Annotated in this window: 14 protein-coding genes and 3 pseudogenes; 12 read left to right on the top strand and 5 right to left on the bottom strand. The window is 68.6% G+C overall.

Features of this window, described 5'->3' with window-relative positions; all coding sequences use genetic code 11:
• Together ABZY91_RS13955 and chrA are read right to left on the bottom strand one after the other, a co-directional pair.
• On the bottom strand, positions 1–934 hold a 934-nt coding region (locus ABZY91_RS13955; RefSeq protein ID WP_355402248.1), incomplete at its 3' end, for an acyl-ACP desaturase.
• A gap of 77 nt (positions 935–1,011) precedes the next feature.
• Positions 1,012–2,199, bottom strand: coding sequence for a chromate efflux transporter (gene chrA / locus ABZY91_RS13950; protein ID WP_355402246.1), 1,188 nt, complete (start codon positions 2,197–2,199; stop codon positions 1,012–1,014).
• 174 nt (positions 2,200–2,373) lie between these two features.
• On the opposite strand from chrA, the gene ABZY91_RS13945 reads away from it, so the two are divergent.
• From ABZY91_RS13945 to ABZY91_RS13930, 4 genes are all read left to right on the top strand, one after another.
• Positions 2,374–3,423 carry a cation diffusion facilitator family transporter gene (locus ABZY91_RS13945; protein WP_329882356.1) on the top strand — a complete coding sequence of 350 codons (1,050 nt, stop codon included), beginning with the start codon at positions 2,374–2,376 and terminating at the stop codon, positions 3,421–3,423.
• 117 nt (positions 3,424–3,540) lie between these two features.
• Positions 3,541–4,476, top strand: a complete 936-nt coding sequence (locus ABZY91_RS13940) for a 5'-3' exonuclease (RefSeq protein ID WP_329949781.1) — start codon at positions 3,541–3,543, stop codon at positions 4,474–4,476.
• Positions 4,477–4,653: 177 nt separating this feature from the next.
• The gene (locus ABZY91_RS13935; protein ID WP_355402244.1) at positions 4,654–5,484 is read left to right on the top strand and encodes a hypothetical protein; all 831 of its coding nucleotides are present in this window, start codon (positions 4,654–4,656) and stop codon (positions 5,482–5,484) included.
• Positions 5,481–5,876, top strand: coding sequence for a transcriptional regulator (locus tag ABZY91_RS13930; RefSeq protein ID WP_355402242.1), 396 nt, complete (start codon positions 5,481–5,483; stop codon positions 5,874–5,876). The genes ABZY91_RS13935 and ABZY91_RS13930 overlap by 4 nt, the downstream gene beginning before the upstream one ends.
• A gap of 147 nt (positions 5,877–6,023) precedes the next feature.
• Here the strand turns inward: ABZY91_RS13930 and ABZY91_RS13925 are convergent, their stop codons facing one another.
• On the bottom strand, positions 6,024–10,700 hold the full coding sequence (locus ABZY91_RS13925) for a LamG-like jellyroll fold domain-containing protein (RefSeq protein ID WP_355402240.1): 4,677 nt from the start codon (positions 10,698–10,700) through the stop codon (positions 6,024–6,026).
• 465 nt (positions 10,701–11,165) lie between these two features.
• On the opposite strand from ABZY91_RS13925, the gene ABZY91_RS13920 reads away from it, so the two are divergent.
• The 6 genes and pseudogenes from ABZY91_RS13920 to ABZY91_RS13895 all read left to right on the top strand — a co-directional run bounded on the left by ABZY91_RS13920 (position 11,166) and on the right by ABZY91_RS13895 (position 22,022).
• On the top strand, positions 11,166–17,915 hold the full coding sequence (locus ABZY91_RS13920; protein ID WP_355402238.1) for an RHS repeat-associated core domain-containing protein: 6,750 nt from the start codon (positions 11,166–11,168) through the stop codon (positions 17,913–17,915).
• A 23-nt stretch (positions 17,916–17,938) separates the two neighbouring features.
• Positions 17,939–18,370 carry a hypothetical protein gene (locus ABZY91_RS13915; RefSeq protein ID WP_355402236.1) on the top strand — a complete coding sequence of 144 codons (432 nt, stop codon included), beginning with the start codon at positions 17,939–17,941 and terminating at the stop codon, positions 18,368–18,370.
• Between the two features lie 160 nt (positions 18,371–18,530).
• A pseudogene (locus ABZY91_RS13910) lies at positions 18,531–20,205 on the top strand (IS1182 family transposase).
• A gap of 547 nt (positions 20,206–20,752) precedes the next feature.
• A complete protein-coding gene (locus ABZY91_RS13905) occupies positions 20,753–20,932 on the top strand; it encodes a hypothetical protein (RefSeq protein ID WP_355402234.1) in 180 nt (59 codons plus the stop codon).
• Between the two features lie 371 nt (positions 20,933–21,303).
• Positions 21,304–21,735 (top strand): hypothetical protein, encoded by a 432-nt coding sequence (locus ABZY91_RS13900; protein WP_355402232.1) that lies wholly within the window; start codon positions 21,304–21,306, stop codon positions 21,733–21,735.
• A 23-nt stretch (positions 21,736–21,758) separates the two neighbouring features.
• A complete protein-coding gene (locus ABZY91_RS13895; protein ID WP_355402231.1) occupies positions 21,759–22,022 on the top strand; it encodes a hypothetical protein in 264 nt (87 codons plus the stop codon).
• A gap of 157 nt (positions 22,023–22,179) precedes the next feature.
• Here ABZY91_RS13895 and ABZY91_RS13890 read toward each other — a convergent pair whose 3' ends face one another.
• On the bottom strand, positions 22,180–22,371 hold the full coding sequence (locus ABZY91_RS13890; RefSeq protein ID WP_355402229.1) for a DUF397 domain-containing protein: 192 nt from the start codon (positions 22,369–22,371) through the stop codon (positions 22,180–22,182).
• Positions 22,372–22,519: 148 nt separating this feature from the next.
• Positions 22,520–22,912 (bottom strand): annotated as a pseudogene (locus ABZY91_RS13885) (DUF5753 domain-containing protein); the annotation flags it as partial.
• Between the two features lie 117 nt (positions 22,913–23,029).
• On the opposite strand from ABZY91_RS13885, the gene ABZY91_RS13880 reads away from it, so the two are divergent.
• Entirely contained in the window at positions 23,030–23,485 is a 456-nt protein-coding gene (locus ABZY91_RS13880) for an ATP-binding protein (RefSeq protein ID WP_355402227.1), read from the top strand.
• A 420-nt stretch (positions 23,486–23,905) separates the two neighbouring features.
• Positions 23,906–24,256: pseudogene (locus ABZY91_RS13875) on the top strand (maturase); the annotation flags it as partial.
• Positions 24,257–24,267 lie beyond the last annotated feature (11 nt).

The following is a 24,267-nucleotide window of genomic DNA, read 5'->3' as shown; positions in this document are numbered from 1 at the left end:
GGCGCCGGGCCCGGCGGCCGAGCCCCCCGTCCCGGCGCTCGACGAACCGGGAGGCCCTGGCGTCGAGGTGCTCCAGGTACCCGGCGAGCCGGTCGCGCGCCTGCTCGCCGGCGGGGCCGAGTCCCGTCAGTTCGAGGACCTTGAGCGAGCGGAGCAGCGGGACGAGCACCTCGTCGTGGTGGACCCGCAGGTCGTACACGCCCGCGACGGCGATCTCGCCGGCCAGCCGGGCGAAGCCGGGCATGCCCTGGCCGGGCATCGCGAAGCCGCGGACGGTCGTGTCGAGGGTGACCAGGACCTGGTCCGGGTCCGACGCCAGGGCGGCCCGCAGCAGCTCGCGGTAGAAGACCATGTGCAGGTTCTCGTCCTGGGCGACCCTGGTGAGCAGCCGGTCGCAGACCGGGTCGCCGCTGAGCCGGCCGGTGTTGCGGTGGCTGACCCGGGTGGCGAGCTCCTGCACCGCCGCGTAGGCGACCAGGCCGAGCACGCCGTCCGGTTCGGGGAGGGTGCCGGTGGCGACCTGGGCCATCCGGGCGCGCTCCAGCGCGATCGGGTCGACGGCGCGGGAGGCGTGCAGGTAGGCGCGGATGGCGGCGGCGTGCCGGTCCTCCTCGGCGGTCCAGTGGTGCAGCCAGGCCCCCCAGGCTCCGTCGCGGGAGGTCTGCGCGGCGATGGTCCAGTGGTAGCCGGGGAGGTTGTCCTCGGTCAGCAGGTTGACCACCAGGGCGGAGCGGACGGCCGGGGCGAGCGTGGAGTGCTCGGCCCGCCAGGGTTCACCGTCGAGCGGCCCGTCGAAATCCCGCCCGAGGCTCCACGGCACGTACTGGTGCGGGAACCATTCGCGCGCCGTTGCGAGGTGACGGTTCATCAGATCGGCGGCGATGGGCTCCAGTTCGACGAGCCAGTGGACGGCCTCCGCCGTAGTGATCTTCACGGGCGCCGATCGTTGCGCAGGCGCACGGGGGCGCGCAAACCGGCGTCACCCGGTCGGGTGAGCCCCCTCGGGAGGGTTCACGCCACTGGCAGATCGGCGACCGCCGCCAGCACGCCGGCCGCTCCGGCGGCCAGCAGGGTGAGCACCACGCCGCGCCGGGCCGCGACCAGCCAGAGCAGCGCCCCGGCCAGGACCCCCCACTGCCAGACGTGACCCAGCGCGGCGGCGAGCGGCACGGCCGATCCGGCGATGGCACCGATCACGGCCGGCCCCGCGCCGGTGAGGAAGTCCTGCACCCGCCGGTCGGCGCGGAGCCGGTCGAAGTGGCGTCCGCCGACGATCACGAAGAGGAACGACGGCGCGAAGGCGACCGCCGCCGCCAGCAGCCCACCGACGAGCCCTGCGGCCGCGTAGCCGACCACCGCGACGGTCTGCACCACCGGGCCGGGGGTGACCTGGCCGAGGGCGACGGCGTTGAGGAACTGTCCGTCCGTCATCCAGTGGTAGCGGTTGACCGCGTCGTCCCGCATCAGCGGGATGATCACGAAGCCGCCCCCGTAGGAGAGCGCCCCCACCTTGAACGCCACCCAGGCCACGGCGCCCAGCCCGCCGAGCGCGGGCAGCCCGACGGCCAGCGGCAGCGCGGCTGCCGGGCCGGGCGGCCGGTCGCCGGGCCGCCGGTCGCCGGACAGCCGGTCCGGCCGTCCGCGCAGCGCCGTCTCGGCCAGCCCCGCCGCGATCAGGACCAGCACCAGCCAGGGCCCGGTGACGATCGCGGCCGCCGCGCCCGCCGCCGCGTACCCGGCCCAGCGGGTGCGGGCGGCCCACTCCCGCCCGGCCCGGGCGAAGCTGCCCGGGACCAGCGAGGTCGCGGCCTGCACGGCGACCGCCGGAACGGCCGCGCCGGCACCGGCCGCCGCGCCGAGCACCGCGAGCGGCGGGTCGCCGGCCAGGAGGAGCGCCGCGAGCACCAGGATCAGCACGAGTCCCGGCGCGATGAAGCAGACCCCGCCGACCAGCGCGCCGGGGGTGCCGCGCAGCCGGCCGGCGGTGAGTACGGCCAACTGGGTGGAGGCCGGCCCGGGCAGCAGGTTGGTCGCCGCGATGCCGTCCTCGAACTCGGTCGGCGTCAGCCATCCGCGCCGCTCCACGCAGAGCCGCCGCAGCAGCAGAATGTGTGCGGGCGGTCCGCCGAAGCCGAGCACCCCGATCCGTCCCCACTCCCGGGCTATCTCACCCAGGCTCACCCGGCCGGTCACGCCCATGTGCGACTCCCCCGTTCGACGGCGGCGCGACGATACCGGACGGGGGTTACGGCACGGCAATGACAACGGTCTCCAATGCAGCCTTTGGATCTTCGTTCGATCTGAGGTTCACTTCGGATGCAGGGCAGTCGCGCCCCCTTCCCCCCACCCCCGCACGTCCAGGAGAGGACTTCGATGGCCGGGCACGAGCACCATGATGATCATGCTCATGACCACAAGCAGGCGCACGGCGGCCACACCCACGGCGGCCACGGCGGCCACTCGCACGGCGTGGCCGCGGACGCGGACCGCCGTTGGCTGGTCAGCGCACTCGTACTGATCGTGGTGTTCATGGCCGGGGAGGTGGTGGTCGGCTTCGCCGCCCACTCGCTCGCGCTGATCTCGGACGCCGCGCACATGCTCACCGACGCCGCCTCGATCGTGCTCGCCCTGATCGCCATGCGGCTCTCCGCCCGCCCGGCCCGGGGCGGCTACACCTACGGGCTCAAGCGCGCGGAGATCCTCTCCGCCCAGGCCAACGGCGTGACGCTGCTGATCCTCTCCGCCTGGCTCGGCTACGAGGCGATCACCCGGCTGTTCGAGCCCCCGGAGGTGGCCGGCTCGCTGGTGCTGGTCACCGCGCTGGTCGGGATCGTCGTGAACATCGCCGCCACCTGGTGCATGTCCAAGGCCAACCGCAGCTCGCTCAACGTCGAGGGCGCCTTCCAGCACGTGCTCACCGACCTCTACGCGTTCATCGCGACCGCCGTCGCCGGCCTGATCGTGGTGACCACCGGCTTCGTCCGCGCCGACTCGATCGCCTCGCTGATCGTGGTGGCGCTGATGCTCAAGGCCGGCATCGGCCTGGTCCGCGACTCCGGGCGGATCTTCCTCGAAGCCGCCCCGGCCGGCATCGACCCGGACGCGGTGGCGGACCGGCTGGTCACCCAGCCGCTGGTCGAGGAGATCCACGACCTGCACATCTGGGAGATCACCTCCAACCAGCCGGCCCTGTCCGCGCACATCCTCGTCACCCCCGGCGGCGACTGCCACGCCGTCCGCCGCGAGCTGCAGCGCAAGCTCTCCAAGGAGTACGGGATCTCGCACAGCACCCTCCAGGTCGACCACGTCGGCGAGGACGAGGCGGGCGCACTGCTCCAGATCACCACCCCCGGCGGTCCGGTCCCCGAGCACTGCGCGGACGCGCACGGCCCCGTCCACCGCGCCGGTCCGCACAAGCACTGAGCCGGTCCGGCACCCCGCCCGCCCGGACCCGCCGCCGAACCAGCCCCGCCGCCGGCTCCCGCTGGTGCGCGCCGACCGGCGCGCACCGGTACCGGCCGGCTGTCCGCCCGGTACGGCATGATCGGAGGCGTGACCGCACCCCGCCTGATGCTGCTCGACTCCGCCAGCCTCTACTTCCGGGCCTTCTTCGGCGTACCGGACACCCTGCGCTCGCCGCAGGGTGAGCCGGTCAACGCCGTCCGGGGCCTGCTGGACTTCATCGCCCGGCTGGTCCACGACCACCGGCCCGACCAGCTGGTCGCCTGCATGGACGCCGACTGGCGCCCGCAGTGGCGGGTGGACCTGATCCCCTCCTACAAGACGCACCGGCTCGCCGAGGCGGCCGAGAACGGCGAGGAGGAGGTGCCGGACAACCTCTCCCCGCAGGTCCCGGTGATCGAGCAGGTCCTGGACGCGCTCGGCATCGCCCGGGTCGGCTCCCCCGGCTACGAGGCCGACGACGTGATCGGCACCCTCACCGCCGGCGCCACCGGCCCGGTCCAGATCGTCACCGGCGACCGCGACCTGTTCCAGCTGGTGGACGACGCCCGCGCGATCACCGTGCTCTATCCGGTCAAGGGCATGGGCAACCTCCAGGTCACCGACGACGCCCTGTTGCAGGAGAAGTACGGCGTGCGCGGCGACCGGTACGCGGACATGGCCGCACTGCGCGGCGACGCCAGCGACGGCCTGCCGGGCGTCAAGGGCATCGGCGAGAAGACCGCCGCCCAGCTGATCCACGAGTACGGCGACCTGGCCGGCATCCGCGCCGCCGCGCTGGACGTGGGCTCGCGCCTGACCCCGGCCCGGCGGCGCAACCTGGTCGAGGGCTCCGCCTACCTGGACGTCGCCCCGACCGTGGTGCGGGTCGCCACCGACGCCCCGCTCCCGGCGTTCGACCCCGCCCTCCCCTCGGAGCCGCTCGACCCGATGACCCTGGAGGACCTCGCGGCCCGCTGGGGCCTCGGCACCTCCCTGGACCGCCTGCTGGAGGCCCTGGCCGCCACCCGCTGACCCACCCGGAAGGGGCCCGCCGCACCTCGCGGCGGGCCCCTTCTGCCTTCTCGGGCACCCTTGAGCTTTGGATCAGCGTGAACTCTTGACCGCCATCTACTTTGCGATGCAAAGTTCATTCACCGGGGGGATCCCACCCGCGCAGTCGGCGCGGTGGATGCGAACGAGGGGTGGCGCATGGAACCGATCAGCACGATCGACACGGTCGACACGGTCACGACGAACGACGCGGCGCGGTTGCTGGCCGACGCGGAAGGGCTGCGGGCGCGGACCCGCACCCGGCTGAGCGGTTCGGGAGTGCCACTGCTGCTCTTCGGCACGCTCGCGCTGCTGGCGGTGCCGGTCGCCAGGCACGCGTTCAACTTCGGCTCCAGCGCACGGAGCCTGATCTCCTACCCCGCCTTCGCCTACGCGGAGCTCACCGGCCTCTGCGTCAGCCACAGCGCGGGCGGCGGCTGCGAGGCCGACGAGTTCCTCGGCTCGGCGATCCGCTTCCTCGCCTGGGGTACCTGGTACGCGGTCCTGCCGCTGACCTGGCTGGGGCTCTCCCGCTGGTACCGGCTGCGCGGCGAGGAACGCGGCGTGGTCCCGCACCGGGCCGGATGGCTCGGCCCGGTCGCCCTCGGGAGCGTCGCGGTCCTCGGGGTGCTCCTCCTGCTGATCACCATGCGCCGCCAGAGCCTCTTCCTGAGCCTGCTGGGGAACAACTACGCCTCGCCCTGGTACCTGGTCGGCATCGGCCTGGTCGCCCTCGGCGTCGTCGAGCGCAACCGGGTCGTCGCCTTCGCCGGCCTCGCGCACGCCCTGCTGCTCACCGCCTATCTGGCGGCACCGTGGGGCAGTTCGCTGCTGCCGTGGGTCCAGACCGACGGATCGCGGTGGATCGACGGCCCGCAGCCCAAGGCGCTCCTGCTGGCGGCGATCCTGCTCGCGGCCGGGACCGCCCAGTGGCGGGCCGCCCGGACCCGGCCGGCGGGCGGCGGGGCATCGAGTACGGTCACGGCATGAACGATGCGGAGGCGCCCGCCGCGACCGGCGGCGCGGACCAGGACACGGCCGAGCGGCCGCACCCGACTCTGGACCTGGACGACACCGTCCACCAGCGGGTCCGGCTCGGCGTCCTGACCGTCGCCCGCGAGGCCGAGAGCGTGGAGTTCGGCTTCCTCAAACAGGAGTTGGGCCTCACCGACGGCAACCTGTCCCGGCACCTGAAGGTCCTGGAGGACTCCGGCCTGGTCACGGTCACCAAGGGCTACGCCGGCCGCCGGCCGCGCACCTGGGTCGCCCTGACCGTCGAGGGCGCCCGCGCACTGGACCGCGAACTCCGCGCCCTGCGCGAACTCGTCCGCCGCCTCGACGCCGCCGCAGCACCCGCCGAAGACGGAACAGCCCCCTCCTAGGAAGTCGGCCCGCCCGACTTCCCCCGCACACGACACCTCGCTCAGCAGACGATGTGGCCCTGATCTCCCTCCGAACGAACACTCGGAAGAAGGCCAGGGCCACAAGTCATGTCGACTGCTCACGCGTCGACCTGTTCTGTTGGAGCGTCAGGCAGTCACCTGAGCCAAGGCGAACCAGCGCTGGTTCGGATTGCCGGTGCACTGCCAGATGCCGATCCCCGTGCCGTTCCCGGTGTTCCAGCCGGGTAGTTCGAGGCAGCTGTCGACGGCCGGGTTGTAGAGGGCCCCGTCGAAGCGCCTGACCCAGGTCTGGCCCAGGTCGACGCCGCTGCAGGCCTGAATCTGGATCTTGGAGCCCCATTGCGCCGGCTTATCGGCGATGCCCAGGCACCGGTCGCCACTACCTCGAACCTTGATCTTGTGGTCCGCCGTCAGCGTGAAGTGCTGGGAGTCACCGTTCCAGCAGTCGTAGACGGCTACGAAGCCGCCGACCGCGCCACCAAAGTCGTCCATGCACTTCTGGGGGTTGTAGGAGCTGTGGATCTGGGCGTGCGTGTTCGTGGTGGCCAGGCTGTTCGCCTGCTGCTCGGTGAACGCGTAGGGGTAGAACCGGACGTCGCCGATCGCACCGCTCAACAGGCCCGTGGGGCCACCGAAGCGATTGGTGGCCTCGCCGCCGATGTTCAGGCTTCCGTTGGTCCGCCAGGTATTCGGCACCTGCGTCGCGCCGGTGGCCCGGCCGTTGACGTACAAGGTGATCGTCCCGGCCTGGGCGTTGTAGGTACCGGCCAGGTGGGTCCATGCGCCCAGCTGTGGGTCGTGGTCGTCCACGGCGCTGTAGTAGGAGCCGGTGTTGGCGTAGTCCTCACCCGGCAGAACGAGCGCCCACCTGCCAAACGCAGCTGAGTACTGGAGGTAGAAGGGGCTGCGCTCGCTTCCGGTCTGGTTGACGACGTTCTGGTAGCCGTTGGTGCTATTGAGCTTGACCCAGGCGGCGACGGTGTAGCTCTGAGTGGTGTCGATGCCGGGCTGGCTGGTGGTGCGGTAGAAGGTCGACGCGCCGTCGAACACGGTGGCCCTGTCGGCGGCGCCGCTGTGGTCCACCGTGCGACTGAACGTGTTCGGGTAGAGCGCGTTCACAAGGTTGGTGTCCACGGTGTTCTGGCCTGTGGCGGTGCTGCCGTCCAGCGCGTACCACAGCGGATTCACCGAGGTGTCGGCGCTCTTCTCCGGGCCGGCGTGCCAGGCGAAGCCAGGGGTGGAGGTACCTGGATCGACGGTCCCGCCCCACCAGATGTCGACCTGTCCGTTCGCCTGCTTGCCCCACAGGGTCGGGGACCCCTTGCCCGTGAGGTCACCGTCCGAGCCCAGGGTCGGCCAGCTGTCGACCGGTACCGAGCCGATGTTGCCCGAGGTGGCGATCCCTGCGAGCGTCGGCACCGTGAAGGTCTGACCGTTGGCGTCCGTGACAGGAGCGCCGTACTTGTCGGTGGCGGTTACGGTGCCCGTGCTGAACGTGTGGGCGATCAGGTCGCCCCTGAGGCCGTCGGGAGCCTGCTCCAGGTTCCGGGTCCACAGGCCGGGGTGGCCCTGCTTGCCCCAGTCTCCCGGGGTGATGAGCTCCTTGTCCTTCCATCCGGAGGCGGCCAGACGGACCGGCTTGCCAAGGATGTTGGAACCCGTGGCCGGGTAGTACCAGAGAGCCGCGTCGTTGCCGTTGTCGGTGCTCTCGACGGTGAGGAGGCCACTCTTGTTCCTGAACTGCAGCTTGTAGTCGAGGTCGGTGCTGACCGGGTCGCCGAGGGCGGCGATGCGCCGGGTGCTCGACCAGTCGGCCGCGTTGTAACCGGCCGCAGTCCTCCAGGAGCAGTCCTCCGTGGCGGTGACCGCGCACCTCGGCTTCTCCAGCAGGATCTTGGAGTCGACCCGCCCGTAGTAGCCGGTGTTGCCGGGGTTGCCGTAGAGGTAGAGGTTCTTGTCGCCGGGCGCGTGGGCGATCAGGTCGTCAATATTGTTGCCGCCGGTGAAGGTGCCGCGGTGGGTGGTCTGGATGGTGCCCCATCCCTGTCCGCCCGGCGCGTCGGCGCGCTTGGCGACGAGGGCCGCCGCCGGCGTCTTGGCGAGCGGGTTGCCGGGCACGGTGTAGGCGCGCAGGTCGCCGGCCTGGTCGGGGGTGACGAGGTCAGGTGCGCTGTCTCCGGTGACATCGCCGAAGACCGGCGGCGGACCGTCCGGATTCCACGGCACGTAGAAGGCGTACTGGGCCACCGGTGAGACGTTCCTGGCGTTGTCCATGACCTGGATGTAGCCGATATTGGTTCCCCACCGGCCGGGAAGCACGTTGATACCGCCCTGGGGCAGATTGCTACCGCACTGCCACTGGGCGCCGCTGAACTGCGGGTCCCAGGCAAAGCGGGCACAGACGACCCCGGACGGCGTACCACCGTCCGGGGCGGTGTCGACTGCGTCGAACGGGACGACGCCCCACTCACCCGACCTCTTCCTGGTCGCCTGGCCGTTACCGGAGGGCGGGAACCGGTCGACCAACTCCGCGTCCGACAGCACGCTGTACACGTTCGGCACGCTGATGCTCGGGGGCGTCAGATCGACACCGAACCGGCAGGTCGGGGTCGAGTTGGACATGCCGATGAGTTTGTCGGTGGCGTGCGTGCTCCAGCCGTATACGTGGCCGTCCTTGATGACGTGCCCGGGAATGCCAAACGCCGCGTTGCCGCCGTTTCCGACCTCCCCGGAGTAGCCCTCGGCCACATCAGGCGCATTGGGAAGGCTGTAGTCCCAAATGTGCGACCAGGAGAAGAGGGTGCTCTGCACCGGACTGTGCACCGTCGCATTGAGCGTGACCGCGCCGTTGAAGTCGCTGCCGGCGCTCATCCAGGCGAGCGAGGAACCGTCGCATCCCTGGTTCGCCGCCCACGGGACTGCGCTACCCGGTGCCGGCGAGGCATAGTAATTGGTGGGCGTGTCGGGGGCGCGGTCGTAGTCGACGGTGATCACCGGCCGGTAGTCCAGCCGTTTGAAGGCCATCCGGTCCGACTCGTTGCGAGCGAACAGCCCGAAGGTCAAGGTGTCACGCGACGGCGCGTAATCGCGGAAGGTCGATGTGATGTCGTAGTAGAATGGCACGTTGTCGTGGCAGTCCTGGGCGCCCGAGCCCGCAACCGCTGCCTCACCGATCCGACCTCCCGCCACACCGGGTGAGTTCGACCAGGTGGTCCCGTTGTCGATGGGACCGGTGAGGTACAAGTCCACCCAGTACTTGGTGGTGCAGGACCAGTCCGAGGATTCGTACTCCGACATCCACAAGGTCGCGCTGTTGACGACCGTGCCGCCATATCCGCGGGTGTCGAACTGGAAGTACGACCGCTCGATTCCCTTGGCGGTCTGGAACCCCTGGTAACCGACGCCCGGGCGAGCGTACTGGCCGTGCGTTGCGGTGGTCCTCCCGAAGTTGGGGGTTCCCGGGTATGCCTGCTGGGTCCAGGTCCAGGCGTTGCCCTCACGGCGGTCGGGAATCCAGTTCGGATCGATGAACCAGGGGCCCTGTCCCTTGCCGAGCACCGAGTCGTCGACCGTCAGCTCGATCGCGTCGCCAGTGGCTCTGGTCGGCATGGTGGCGACCCTTGCTCCGGCGGCCGGGCCGTCCGCGCTGCTGGCCATGCCCGACTTGCTGGGCACACCGGCGGCGCCCTCGCCGTCCTGCTGGGCCGGCGCCGCCTGGCTCAGGGGTCCGTCGACGGACTTACCTGCAACGGTCGCGGGTGTTTCGGCCACCCTGCCGGTGCTGTCCCAGATCTGAGGTGTGGGAGCGTGCCAGCGAGTGACTCCGCCCGCGGTGGTGGCGGTGAGATTGCCGGCGTCGTCGGCCTTCACGGCGACACCCTTGCCGCTGACGCCGAAGCGAATCGTCTTGAGTCGGGGATTCCGTGCGGCCTCGACAGTCTTGACGATGAGAACAGTACTGATACCCCCGAACTTGTCGGCGGTGACCTTGAGGTCGACGCCCGCCGCCACCTCGGGGTAGATCAGGCCGTCACCGTCCTCGTCGAGGGCGGGTGTGGTGAGGGGAAACGGCGAGTCGATGGCGAGAGTCTCACCGTCGGAGCTGGTGAGGGTCCCGAGCGGACCGGAGCCACCGCCAGACAGGTGCACGCCGGAGGCGGCGGTGCGGGGCCGGTAGCCGCCGCCGGGGTCTACGACGAGCGTGGCGTCGAGCGGGGCCCAGTTCCCGCCCTGCTGCTTGACCCGCTGCTGCTCGGGGTGCTGCGTACGGGAGAGGTGGCCCTCGGGGGTGGCCACCGTTTCGCTGTACTCGTCCGTGAGCTCGGGAACGGGGACGGACTGCTTCGTGGCCTTGGCCTGAACTATGGCCTTGTCAGCGGCAGTGACCGCAGGCTTGGCCGCGGCGCGTTTGGCATCGGCGGCGGCGATGGTGTCGGCCAGGGCAGGCGGAATCGTGCCGAGGGCAGGCTTGGCGATGGTGGGCGCGGAGTCTGCGGCGAACGCCGCGGGCGCCGCACAGGTCAGGGCGAGGACGAGTCCGACGGCCGCAGCGCACGCGCGCGGTGACGGGATGACGGTTCGAAGGTGCGCGCCGGAGCGGTGCCCGGGCGGAGCGGCAGGCATTGGTGAAGTTCCCCCACGCAGTGACGAATCGGCTGCTCGTGAGCGATCTGCGAAGATCTGGAGCAGAGGTCGCCAGGCAAGCTCCCGCACGAGCAAGTGGTTCGTCAATCCGATTACCGTGCCGCTTTGCGCGGTTTGGATGCGCGCGAACCAGTTTGCCATTGATGTGACGTCGGTCACTGCGCCGATAGATCGACAATTCACTCGACCGCACCGTAGGCGACGCCCTACTGTCCGCCACATTCGAGTGTTCACACTCGAACTGAGATGTGATTAGCTCTTGTGGGGGTATCAGTGACTGCTCGTCATGCAGGTTCGATCCGGCCGGTCGGGAGGGGTGCACCCCCACCAGGACAACGCGGGATCCGTGTGGCCTTCGTGAGTGCGTTGGCGTTGCTGGGTGCGATGGTCGCGCCGGCGGCACCAGCGCTGGCGGCCGCACCGGAGGACAAGGACCGTATCTGGTCGCCGCCCAACACTCCCTTGCCGAGGACGGCCTCGGTACAGGGGAAGGCGGAGAGGCCGAAGTCGGCTCCCCCGAGGACCGGCTCTCCCGACTGGGTGCCGCCGACGGTGAAGCCACAACCGGCGGCGAGTTCCGCAGTAGCGTGGCTGGAGGCAGCTCCACCTGCGGGTTCGAAGGCCGTGCGCAAGCGTTCCGACGGCGTCGAGGTGGAGGAGTCGGCGGCGGGCGCGTCGAAGCAAGCGGGCGAGCTGCCGGTCTGGCTGGCCCCGGTCGCGTCGGCAGGTGAAGCCACTACGGCTGGCGCGGTGGCGAATCCGCCGATAAGGGTGAGCATCGCCGACGCGAAGACCGCCGCCGCGGCAGGCGTGCAGGGCACGCTGGTGTCGCTGTCGCGAACGGAACAGGCTGACGCCACGAAGGTTCGCGTGGGCCTGGACCTGACGAGCGTCGGCCTCGGCGGTGACTTCGCGGAACGGGCACGACTGGTGTCGCTACCGGCCTGTTCGTTGACCACTCCGGAGGCCGACGGCTGCCTGACGCGGACACCAGTGCCATCACACTACGACGTGCAGGCGCACGAGCTCGTCGCGGACGTCGAGCTACCCGCGGTGGCCGGCCCGCCGACCACGAACGAGAAAGCAGCGACGAAATCCGCCGACGCGGCGCCCACCGACGCGGTCGCCGCCCCGGCGGCCGGTCTCGCACCGACGGTGCTCGCGACGGAGGGCACGCCGTCGAGCGGCCTCGGTACGTACAGCGCGACGCCCCTGTCATCCAGCCAGGCCTGGACGGCGGGCAGCTCGTCGGGGTCGTTCACGTACAGCTACCCGATCCAGTCGCCACCGACGCTGGGGGGCACGGCACCGCAGCTGGCACTGGGATACGACTCCGCCTCGGTGGATGGGAAGACCTCCTCGACCAACGCTCAGGCGTCGTGGATCGGCGACGGCTGGGACCTGGGTTCAGGCTTCGTCGAGCGTTCCTACAAGCCCTGCGACAAGGCGGGCATCGCAGGCTCGGGCGACCTGTGCTGGAGCGGGGCGAACCTGACCCTGTCGCTTGGCGGCCACTCGGGCGAGCTCGTGCCGGACGACGCCTCCTGTGTCTCCGGGACCGCCGCGAACGAGCAATCCAAGTGCACCTGGCGACTGAAGAGCGACGACGGCACGAAGATCGAGTTCCTGACGGGCGCGAACAACGGCACGTGGAACGGCTCTTACCTGAAAGTGACGGACACCGCGGGGACGGCCTACTACTTCGGCCTGAACCACCTGCCGACGGCGTCTGGCGGGGCCTCGTCGGTCGGCCCGGAGAACAAGTCGGCGTGGACCGTCCCGGTGTACTCCCCGAACGCGGGAGACCCGTGCTACGAAGCGGCGAAGGGCAAGGGCTCGTTCTGCCAGACGGCGTGGCGCTGGAACCTGGACCACGTGGTGGACGTGCACGGCAACCTGATTACGTACACGTACGAACCGGAAACCAACTGGTACGCACGCGGCGGCGGCCAGAACCGCAGCTCGGCGGTAAACACCGAGTACACGCGCGGCGGCGTCCTCGCCTCGATCGGCTACGGCCAGTTGCTGTCCGACCAGCTGAACGCGAACGGCACCCACCAGTCGGCGTCGAAGATCGACTTTGAGTCGCTCGAGCGGTGTGTCTCCGGCACTGTCGCCTGCGACCCGTCGCAGCGGACCTCCGCCAACGCCTCCAACTGGCCGGACGTCCCGATGGACAAGCAGTGCGCCCAGCCCGGCACCTGCAGCAACGTCGGTCCGAGCTACTGGTCGACGAGGTGGCTGAACTCGATCACGACGTCGATCCGTTCGGGCGGCACGTACCGCCCGGTGGACAGGTATGAGCTGACGCACACCTTCAAGAAGCCGGAGAACGCGGCGGAGAACACGCAGATCCCGTGGCTCAAGTCCGTGAAGCGCACCGGCAAGGACAGCTTCGGCGGGCAGGGTGAACTACCTCTGCCCGAAGTGACCTTCGCCAGTGTGATGTTGCCCAACCGGGTCGACGGCCTGACCCCGGCGCGCCCGCGCTACAACCGGCCGAGGATCGAGATGATCACCACCGAGACGGGTGGCACGATCGCGGTGGAGTACCTGAAGGACTCGTGCCAGCGTACGAACGGCACCATGCCGCCGTCGGCGGACGCCAACACGATGTCCTGCTACAACGTGAAGTGGTGGGACACGGGAGTGGCGGGGTACGCGGACGACTGGTTCCTGCGATACCCGGTGGCCTCGGTCACCGTGGACCCGAACTCCAACCTCACTGCGGGCGCCCTGACCAAGGTGACGGCCTACGAGTACGGCCCGGCCGCGTGGCACCGCAACGACGCCCCCCTGGCGGACGGCGCGACCCGTACCTGGGACCAGTTCCGCGGCTACGCGAAGGTCACCGCGATCACCGGCTCCGGCAACGACGGCGCCAAGTCGAAGACCTCGACCAGCTACCACCAGGGTATGGACGGCGACCTCGACAGCCACGGAACGGCCAAGCACCCAACTGTCGCCGGCCCGACGAGCGGTGCGAAGCCCGACTACGAGTACCTGTCTGGACGGGTCCTGGAGAGCAACGTCTACGCGAACGCGGACGCCACAGCGCCCGAGGGCTCCACCGTCAACACCAGCACCGGCCCGTTCGACACGGCCACCCACAAGCGGACCGGTCTGCCGGACCTCGTGGCCCGCTACGCCTCGACCACGTCGACCAGCACGACCACCAGCCGAACCAGCACCGGCACCCGGACGACGTCGACGGTGACGACCACCGACCCGGCGTACGGGAACCGGGTCAAGACCAAGCTCAGCACCGCCGGCGGCACACCGGACGTGTGCGTCCGCAACAGGTACGCAACGGGTGCGAACACCCAGATGACCGGCCTGGTGTCCGAGGCCCTGACCGTCTCCGGCGCCAACGCCTGCGCCGACTCGACGATTCCGACTCCGGCGAACACCGTCTCCGGCTCCCGGACGCTCTACGACGGCCTGGCCCACGGCTCCGCAGGGGCCAAGGGCGAAGCGACCGGCGCTCAGGTCCTCGACGGCTTCGAGGCCGACGGCGCTGCCAGGTGGGCCACCACGGGCGCCGTCGCGTACGACGGCTATGGCCGCGCGATCAGCGCCACCGACCCGACGGTCACCGACGCGTCGAACCCCCATGGGGCGGTGACGACCACCACCTACGGCTCCGCTTACGCGGGTGAACTGCCCAACCGGACGGTGACCGGGACGTCGGCTCCGGCGGGTGCCCCGGACGCGGGCGGCCGGCGCGACACGACCGTGATGCTGGACCCGGCACGTGGACTGCCGATCACCACGACGGATCTGAACGCCCGAACGGTAACGCAGTCGTACGACGCCCTCGGCCGACTGAAAGCAGTGTGGACACCGGGCCGCCCGACCGGCGAAGCCGCGAACTTCACCTTCGACTATGCGGTGAACGGCACCGGGACACCGTCGTCGATCACCTCCAGAACGCTGAGGCCGAACGGCACGTACGCGGTGTCGGCACAGATCATGGACGGCCTCGGCCGTGTCGTCCAGACCCAGTCCGATCCGGCGATCTCCGCTTATCACGGGCGCCTGATCACGGACACGTTCTACGACTCGCAGGGTCGCACCAACCGCTCCTTCAACGGCTACTACGACGACACGGCGGGTCCGTCGGCGGTCCGGTTCAACCCGACCGCCGCACAGGTACCCGGCCAGAACTACACCGTCTTCGACGGGATGGGCCGGCCCACCAGCTCCCAGTTCATAGCCCTGGGCGCGCTGCAGAGCACCACGACCACCTCGTACCCGGGCGCGGACCGGGTCGACGTGACCCCGCCCACCGGGGCGACGGCGACCAGTACGGTCACCGACGCGCGCGGCCGCACCTCCCAGGTGTGGCAGTACCGCACGGCGAACGCGACCGGCAGCCAAGCGGACGCCGACGTCACGACCTACACGTACACGCCCGGTGGCCAGCCCGCCACCCGGGTCGACGCGGCCGGGAACACCTGGAGCTACGGCTACGACCAGCGGGGCCGTCAGGTCCGCGCCGACGACCCGGACACCGGCGTCTCCACCCGTGCCTACGACACGGCCGGTCGCCTCGCGTCGGCCAAGGACGCGCGGAACCGGACGGTGGCGACCACGTACGACCTGCTTGGCCGCAGGACCGGGACGTACGACGGCTCCGTGAGCCCGGCCAACCAGCTCACCGGATACACCTACGACACCGTCGCGAAGGGCCAGCCCGCAAGCTCGACCCGCTACGTCGGCGGCGCCACCGGCAGCTCCTACACCAAGGCCGTCACCGCCTTGGACGACGCCTACCGGCCTACGGCCACCACGGTGTCGATCCCCGGAAGTGAGATCGGCAGGAGCGGCCAGGCGACCTTCAACTACTCTGCGGTGTACGACCCGATCACCGGGACGATGGTCCAGGAAGGCCGCGCCGCGGCCGGCGACCTGGCGGCGGAGTCGATCACGTACAACTACGAGGTCTACGGCCTGCTGCACGACATGGGTGGGTTCGGCGACGTCTACCTGCGCCAGGCGGACTGGGACGCCTACGGAAGGAACATCCGTTCCACGATGAACCCGTGGGGCACCCAGATCGTGGCGACGACCACCTACGACGAGCCGACCGGGCGTGTGCTGAACCAGTACATCGACAAGCAGACGAGCGAGAACGGCAGCGTCCAGAACACCACCTACGCCTACAACCAGGCCGGGCGGATCACCGCGATCCGTGCCATCCCGAACAACACCCCGGCCGCGACCGACCTCCAGTGCTTCACGTACGACTATCTGGGGCGTCTCACCACCGCGTGGAGCGATACAGGCCAGCTCAACCAGCCAACCCCCTCCCTCGCCGGACAGGGCGCCTGCGCCAACGCCACACCGACCAGCGGAGCGGCGACTCCGGCGACGACCACGGTCGGCGGCAGCGCCGCGTACTGGCAGGACTACTCCTACGACCTGACCGGCAACCGCACCAAGCTGGTCGACCACGACCCGGCGGGTGACCCGACGAAGGACGTGAAGGTCGAGCAGACCTCGCCAGCCCCCGGATCGCGCAACACCCCGACCACCGCGGCCGGGACCGGCGGCGGCACTGGCGGTCCACACGCGCTGGCGACCTCGAAGAGCACCTTCGGACCAAGCGCCGGCAACCAAGGCGGAAACCAGTACGACGCCGCCGGCAACACCACGAAGATCACCAATCCTGGAGGAAGCAAGCAGTTGAAGGCCGGAGCCGTCCTCAAGTCCGGCGATTCGGTGAGCTCCAACAGTGGCCGGCTGACCATGCAGAGCGACGGCAACCTCGTCCTCACCTCACTGCGCAGCGGAACAGCGGTCTGGTCGACCGGCACCCAGGGCCACCCGGGTGCGTGGGCCACCATGCAGGACGACGGCAACTTCGTCGTCTACGATCCCCAGCGCGTCCCGCTGTGGTCGTCCAACACCTGGGTCGGCAACGGCAGCGGCTACTTCGCACTCGTCCAGGACGACGGCAACTTCGCCGTGTACACGCCGGGCTGGCAGGCCAAGTGGAGCGCTTCCACCTGGAATTCGACCGACGCGGCCAATGGCGCGGCCCTGACCTGGGACGCAGAGGGCAAGCTCGCCTCACTCACCCAGGGCTCGGCCACCACGACCTACGTCTACGACGCCGACGGCAACCAGCTGATCCGCCGCAACCCCGGCAAGGTCACCGTCAACCTCGGTGGCGGGGACGAACTCAGCTACAACACTGGTAGTGGAGCCTCCACCGGAACCCGCTACTACACCGTCCCTGGCGGCATCACCCTCGTCCGCCAGGGCCCGACCAAGCTCACCTACCAGTTCGCCGACCACCACGGCACCAACTCCCTGTCCATCGACCGCAACTCCCTTGCCGAGTCCCGCCGGGCCACCGACCCTTTCGGAGCCCTCCGCGGCCCCGGCTCCCTGCCCACCCCGTGGGCTGGCGACAAGGGCTTCGTCAACGGCCTCAAGGACGACGCCACCGGCTTCACCAACCTCGGCGCCCGCCAATACCAACCCGCCACCGGCCGCTTTCTCAGCCCGGACCCGCTGATCCTTCCTGCGGACCCGCAGCAGTGGAACGCCTACGTCTACAGCAACAACAACCCGGTCAACATGGCCGATCCCACCGGCATGGCTCTTGAGGAGTGTGCCAGCGGAATGGCCAAGTGCTCCAACATGGGCACCAAGATCGAGGGCGACGGCCCCAGGTACCAGGCGATCGTCCAGCAGGTCAAGGCGGAGGAACCCGCGCGACAGGCCGGATACGTCAAGTTCCTGGTGACGACGGGCTCCCAGCCGGGCAAGGGATGGGCTGGCAGCGTGCCGGGCAGCATTGAGGACGAGAAGAAGCAGGCACGAAGGAACTACGGCTTGCAACTGGAAAAGAACTACCGCAAGAACACCAACTTCAAGTACGAGACGAAACCCGGACAGAAGGAGATCCCGGGCGCACAGCCATACGACGAGATCGCAACTGGTAAGGCCAAGAAGTCCGAACTCATGGTCTGCGCCCACATGGGTGCGCTCGACTGCTACGACGTAAAGCAGATCACGGGGTGGTCCGCAGGGGCCCAACAGCAGGAGTACGGTCGCGAAGAGACCGAAGAGGCAAATGCCTTTCGCCATTTCGCCTGGCAAGCCATGATCACGGTCAAGTACGGGCGCCAGAACGCAGAGATGGTGGCAGACGCCCATGAAGCCTTCGGCGCCAGGGAGGGTCACGACTATGCCGACCACATATCCGACCTGGTGAACAATGAATACGGCCGAAAGCTGGGCGAGAAGATCGCTTCGGCGAACCCCGGAGCCTCAGACACGCAGCTCAGGAGCACGATCGTCGACGAGGCACGGAAGTACCTGGCGACCGGAGACTACGCCCGCCCCAGTGACTTCGAATAACGCAACTTCGAAAGGAAGTCCAGGTGATCAAATCCTTCAGGCCGGGGCAGGTGCTCACCCCCGGCAGGCTTCGTCTTGCGGCGGTTTCTCTGGTGTGCACGCTGCCGTTTGCGGCTTCGTGCACACAGGCAAGGGGCGAAACTGAGGCGCCCGTCGTCGGATCGTGGAAGTCGAGAATCGGCACGATTCAGTTTCTGGGCGACGGTACGCTCAGGGACGTGAGCCTGCTCCCAGCCGTGTGCGAGGGGAAGGAATCAGCCGTAGCGGTGCCGTTCACTGGAACCTGGCGTCACGAGACGTTGAGTGACGCCGGCCCCGGCGCAGCGGTCGACTTGACCTCCACCGCCGGAGATCTGACATGCAAGAGGTTCTTCGTCTACTACAAGGGCGACGGCCCGGAGCGACTGCAACTGACCGTCACCAAGGCTGGTCGGGAACCCTTCGTCCGGCAGTAGCCCGACGGCGGCGACGAGCCGACGAACCTGGTTCTGCATGGAGCGTGCCCCGCCCGGGATATCGGGATGCTGTTGGCGAATGTGACTGATTGGCCGCGGTGAGTGACGTCGGTCTTCGAGACTTGTCTTGAAGACCGACGTTTCGTCTTGCGGGGTGTGGGTGTCGATGCGTGTGAGCGAGCCTGGTGTGATTCCGGCCGAGACAGTGCGGGTGGCCCGGGCGGCCTTCCCCAAGGGAAGCCTGGCGATCCGGATCCGCGACGAGCTGGGGGTCCTGTTCCGGGACGAGGACTTCGCCGGACTGTTCCCGTCCAGAGGGAAGCCCGCCTGGTCACCGGGCGGCTGGCGTTGGTGCTGGTCCTGCAGTTCGTGGAAGGGCTGACCGACCGCCAGGCCGTTGAAGCAGTGCGGGCCCGGATCGACTTCAAATACGCCCTCGGGCTGGAACTCGACGACGCTGGCTTCGACTTCTCGCTGCTGTCGGAGTTCAGGGACCGTCTGGTCGAGGCGGACGCCGGGCGACAGGTGCTGGACGCCGTCCTGACCGCCGCCCGGGAACACGGACTGCTCAAGACCACGGGCCGGGCCCGCACCGGCTCCACACACGTCCTATCAGCAGCCCGAGAACTGTGCTGGCTGGAGTTGGTGTCCGAGACGATGCGCTCAGCGTTGAACGCGATCGCCCGTACCGCCCCCGGCTGGACGGCGCAGGTCGCCGAGTTGGACTGGTTCCGGCACTACGCGCCCCGGGCCGAGGACTCCCGCTTCCCCAAGGCGCGCACCAAGCGGCACGAGGTTGGACAGCGGGTCGGGGTGGACGGAATGCGGTTGCTCACGGCCGTGTTCTCGCCCCGGGCACCGCAGGAACTGCGGAGGCTGGAGCAGGTGGAGGTCCTGCGGCAGGTGTGGCTCCAGCACTTCCACCTGGTCGACGGCGAGGTGGCCCGCCGAGACCCCAAAGACCGGCCGCCGGGCGCAAAGCGCCTGGTCACGCCCTATGATCCTTAGGCGCGAGGCGGCGTGAAACGCGACACACTCCGGGGCGGGTACAAGGTCCACCTCACCGAGACCTGCGAGCCCGACGCCCCCAACCTGGTCACCAACGTGGCCACCACCCTCGCCACCGTTCCCGACACCGTGGTGACCGACGACATCCACATCTCCCTGGCCCAACGGGACTGCCAGCCCGGCGAGCACTGGGTCGACGCCGGGTACCCCACCGGCGCCCAGATCGTGAACGCCCACGCCGAGTACGGCATCGAACTGTACGGCCCCATCGGACCGGACACCACCGCCCAGGGGGGGTACGGCGGGCGGGCCCTTCGGACAGGCTGCCTTCACCATCGACTGGGACAGCCGGCGGGTCACCTGCCCTGGCGGCCAGACCACCGGCTAATGGAAGCCGACGTTGTCTCACCGCGGCACCCCCGTGGTCCGGGTGAAGTTCTTGCCCACCCACTGCCGGCCTTGCCCGCATCTTCGGGACTGCGTCGGCTCCCCGAAGGCGCAATACCGTCAACTGACCTTTCGCCACCACGAGGAGCACCAGGCCATCGCTCAGGCCCGCGCCCTGCAGCAGACGGATGACTGGAAGGAACGCTATAAGATCCGCGCGGGAGTCGAAGGAACCATCTCCCAGGGCGTTCAACGCTGTGGCCTGCGCAGATCCCGCTACCGAGGACTCGCAAGACCAGCCTGCAACACCAGCTCACCGGCGCCGCGATCAACCTCGCCCGCATCGACGCCCACCTCACCGACACACCCCGAGCCCACACCCGCACCAGCCACTTCGCAGCACTTCGCCCCGCCGAGCCACGCTCGACGGGGCGAAGTAAGCCCCCGAATTCGCCAACAGCGTCCGGGATATCGGTTCGGGGCACGCTCGACTCCGCGTTCCGCCCCCACGTGGAACCGCTCCACTCCGTAGGAGGTCGAGCTGGGCGCTTCTCCGGACAAGCCCGTTCAAGAAGACTGCGGCAGGCTCGACGGATCGGCCATGATGCAAGGAGTGCCGAATGAGAGCCGTACTCAAACTGACCGTCGCCTGTCTCGTGGGAGCGCCCCTCCTGGGTATGACGTCCTGCGGGAGCGGGGCGGGGAGTCAGAGTGCAGCAGACGCTAGGAGTTCGGCGAGCCCGGCCGCGTCCACCGCCACGGGCTCCTCATTGGGGCATGACGTGACGATCACCGGAGACCCGAACAGGGAGAGGCAGGAACGCTACGGCGTCCCCGTCACGGCCGACGCGAGGGAGGTGTCCCATGGCAACCACCAGGTAGGCGGCGGCGGTAGCCTCTGGGTGTCCCTGGCGCTCGACGAGGGAAGGCTCGGGGCGGTTCCTGTCCGGGATGGGAGTCAGCGAGTCCCAGCTGAACCCCGGGGCCATGGAGTTCATTGACCGCGACCTCGAACTGACCAGGTGGTCCATCAACCCGTCACTCCCCGTCAAGGGGGTGATGGCTCCGGCGAAGGACAACGACATGAAGAGTCCGAGTCAGAAGATCGTGGTCACCTATCCGGGCACCGGATCGGTCAAGGTCTACGTGTTGTCAGGCAAGCCATAGCCCTGGTTGTTCGGAACGAGATCCCTTCCGCGCCCGTCGGGTGGCTTCTCCTGCAACGCGGCGGTCCCTGCCTCCTGGATGGAGGCGGGGACCGCCGCGTTGCGCGTACGAGCCCCTGTCTCAGTCAGTCACTGGAGCGCGGAACCCACCGCAGCGTCCCGACAGCGACCCATACCATACGCACAAGTACAGCCCCTCAACCTCGCCTCGCGTACGTCCACATCGGCGGGAATCGGACCAGGTACCCGACCCCGACAGGGGCTCTGGAACACTGCCGCCCGCCGTGCAGTGGCGGGCGGCCATACTGTGTTGCACATCAGGAGCTCGGCGCCAAGATCCTTGGACCAGCAGAGTCTGGAAGGGAGGTACTGGTGATCAAATCCTTACGGCCGGGACAGGTGCGCGCCCATGGCGCGCTTCGCATCGTGAGCGTCTCGCTGGTATTTGCCCTGCCGATGACAGTGTCGTGTACCACGACGAAGGGCGAACGGCAGGCACCCGTCGTCGGAGCCTGGAAGTCGAGCGTCGGCACGATCCAGTTCCTGGACGGTGGCACGCTCGGGGAGGTGAGCCTGCTCCCCGCCGCGTGCGGCGGAAAGCAGTCGCCCACCGCAGTGACGTTCACCGGCACTTGGCGTCACTATTCGCTGGATGATGCCGGACCCGGTGCGGACGTCAAGCTGAATTCCACCACCGGCAACCTGACGCGCGTTAGGTTCTTCCATTATTTCAAGCACCAAGGCCAGGAGCGGCTGCAGCTGACCGTAACCGATGCTGGTGACGAGCCATTCGTCCGGCAGTAGCCCGATAGCTGCGAGGAGCTGGCGTGCCGAGCCTGCATGGAGCTTGGTGCGCTCCGTTCCTCGCCGGTTTTGGGCTCAGCGAGTCCCAGCTGAACCCCGTGGTCATGGAGTTCACCGACAGCAACCTCAAACTGACCGGATGGTCCATCGATCTCTTTTCGCAGCCACACAAGGGTGTGACGGCTCCAGTGGAGGACAGCGGCATGAAGAGCCCCGACCAGAGAATCATGGTCATCCATCCGGGCACCGAATCGGTCAAGGTCTACGTGCTCTCAGTCAAGCCGTAGTCCCGGCCGTCCGAGTCGAGATTCCTCCCTCGCCGCCGGATGTCCACGCGCAGGAAGTCGACCCGGTCGACTTCCTGCGCGTGCCTCACCTTCGCCCGGGGGTTCAGCCAGGAGGGCAGGCGGCGCCTCGCTCCGGGAGAGCGAGGCGCCACAAGGCTCATGCGTGGTGGTCAAACTCGCCCGTCTTGATGGAACGGAGGAGGGCGGCGAACGCTGTCGGCGAGGTACGGAGGATGACATCGGCGTCGTCGGACTCGCGGAGTTCGACCAGCCCGGCCCCTGGACGGACTTCGACACAGTTGGCCTGATCTCCGCTGAAGCTGGACTTCTGCCAATTGAGCTGTGACATGTGCGCCTTCCTTAGAGCTGAAGCGGATGTGCTGGATCAGTCCCCCGGAGTCGTGGTCAACTCTGGATCGTAGAGTGCGTGAGGCATCCAGCTCCGGGAGTGCGAGAGACTTGAGTCGCTCGAACTTCGATCGATAGACCACGATGGCTTATGGATCACTCAGGTATGACGAGCCATCGGGATGCTCCATCAGCACTGTGTCCAGGTCACGGTGCCGACCGTGCACCATCATGAACGACGTATCCGCGGACACGTATTCGGCGCAACGAAACGGCAGGATCTGGATCGTGACGTGCGGGAACTCACTCAGCTCGACCAGATAGTCCAACTGCTCTCTCATGATCGCGGGGCCGCCGAATCGCGTATGCAGCGCCGCTTCGTGGATCACGGAGTGAAGGGGGAGTGCCCCCTCACCACCTACGGCCCGTTGGCGGGTACGGCGGAACTCGACCTTCCTCTGGTCACCACTGAGGATGGTGTCGCTGTAGCTGGACACTTGAAGGAGCCCGGGGAGCAGCAAAGTCTCATAGCTGGAGAGGGCGGTAGGCGACTGCTGCCCAGCTTCGTAGAGCCGCCAGTTTCAGGTCTGGCCTCCCTCACGGCGGCACGTCCGCCGACTCGCTTCCTTTGCCCCTGCCTCTCTCCACGGAGGTCTCCTATGCGTGCCTTCAACCCGCCCGACTGGTCCGCCGCCCGTAAAGAACTGCGTCGCGCCCTCACCTCCTCCGGCTGGCCCCCGGACACCATTCACGACGCCGAACTCGCACTCCACGAGCTCTACTTCAACGCCTGGCGGCACGCCGGCTGCCAGGCGCCGCTGGTCATCGTCACCCTCCTCCCCCGCACCCTCCGCGTGTGCGTCTGCGACGACAACCCCACCCTCCCCGAGTCCCCCATCTCCTCCGGCCCCTACGAGGTGTCCGGCCGGGGCCTCCACCTCGTCCGCGCCCTCACCCACCGCTTCGGCGCCGACCCCACCAAGAACGGCAAGGTCGTCTGGTACGAGTGCGCCCTGAAAGCGCCTGGTTGTATCCCCGGTATAGCCGGGAGGAATTCGGAGGTTATTCCTGGGTCCGATGGCTTACCTGGCGTTGAAGGACAAAGGGGACCGTAGCATGCCAGTGAAGCGGTGACCGGGTCCAGATATCAGGGACGGTGCATCGCGGGACCCGCGCGATATGGCGAAAGCTGGATTACCTGAACCCCAATCCCCAGTCGATTCAAAGATAGATCCGCCGGAAAGATATCCGAAACCGGCGCCGCTCCCTGTATTGACTTTCGCACACCGGTGCATCTCCGGGGAGCGGGACGATGCCCAGTGAGGGTATTCAAGGAGATGAGTGGGGCGCCTAAGTCGCGCTAGAAACGTACAACCAGGACGAACAGGGGATCACCTAAAGGGCGCGAGCCCCATGGTGACGGAGTGCCCGTAGTAGTCGCAGGAGTCACGACCTGCCAGGTAGGACGGGAAAGCCGTCCACAGGGCCAAGGGGCACAGGTGACCGGATATCAATGAGACCGGGAGGTATGCGTAATGCAGAACGCCGAAGCGGTACTTGATATCCTCCGTGAACGCGGCAGGCAGGGCCTGCCGTGCAACGAGCTCTATCGGCAGATGTTCAACCCGCAGTTGTATCTCATGGCCTACGGGCGCATCTACTCCAACAAGGGGGCGATGACACCCGGGGCGACAGGGGAGACCGCGGACGGCATGTCGCTGGCGAAGATCGGACGCGTCATTGACGCGATGCGCCACGAGCACCACCGGTTCAAGCCGGTCAAGCGGGTCTTCATCCCGAAGAAGAACGGGAAGCGAAGGCCGCTGGGCCTGCCGTCGTGGTCGGACAAGCTGGTCGGCGAGGTGATGCGTCTCCTGCTGGAGGCTTAGAAGACATC

Origin of the sequence: Kitasatospora sp. NPDC002965 (assembly GCF_040611255.1) — a bacterium.
Taxonomy (GTDB): Bacteria; Actinomycetota; Actinomycetes; order Streptomycetales; family Streptomycetaceae; genus Kitasatospora.
This window is presented reverse-complemented; position numbering and strand designations above follow the sequence as displayed.

Excerpts from the sequence above, each read along its gene's own strand:
- ABZY91_RS13890 (WP_355402229.1), bottom strand. The coding sequence starts at position 22,371 with ATGTCACAGCTCAATTGGCAGAAGTCCAGCTTCAGCGGAGATCAGGCC.
- ABZY91_RS13935 (WP_355402244.1), top strand. The coding sequence starts at position 4,654 with ATGGAACCGATCAGCACGATCGACACGGTCGACACGGTCACGACGAAC.
- ABZY91_RS13940 (WP_329949781.1), top strand. The coding sequence starts at position 3,541 with ATGATCGGAGGCGTGACCGCACCCCGCCTGATGCTGCTCGACTCCGCC.
- ABZY91_RS13945 (WP_329882356.1), top strand. The coding sequence starts at position 2,374 with ATGGCCGGGCACGAGCACCATGATGATCATGCTCATGACCACAAGCAG.
- ABZY91_RS13905 (WP_355402234.1), top strand. The coding sequence starts at position 20,753 with ATGGAGTTCATTGACCGCGACCTCGAACTGACCAGGTGGTCCATCAAC.
- ABZY91_RS13880 (WP_355402227.1), top strand. The coding sequence starts at position 23,030 with ATGCGTGCCTTCAACCCGCCCGACTGGTCCGCCGCCCGTAAAGAACTG.
- chrA (WP_355402246.1), bottom strand. The coding sequence starts at position 2,199 with ATGGGCGTGACCGGCCGGGTGAGCCTGGGTGAGATAGCCCGGGAGTGG.
- ABZY91_RS13930 (WP_355402242.1), top strand. The coding sequence starts at position 5,481 with ATGAACGATGCGGAGGCGCCCGCCGCGACCGGCGGCGCGGACCAGGAC.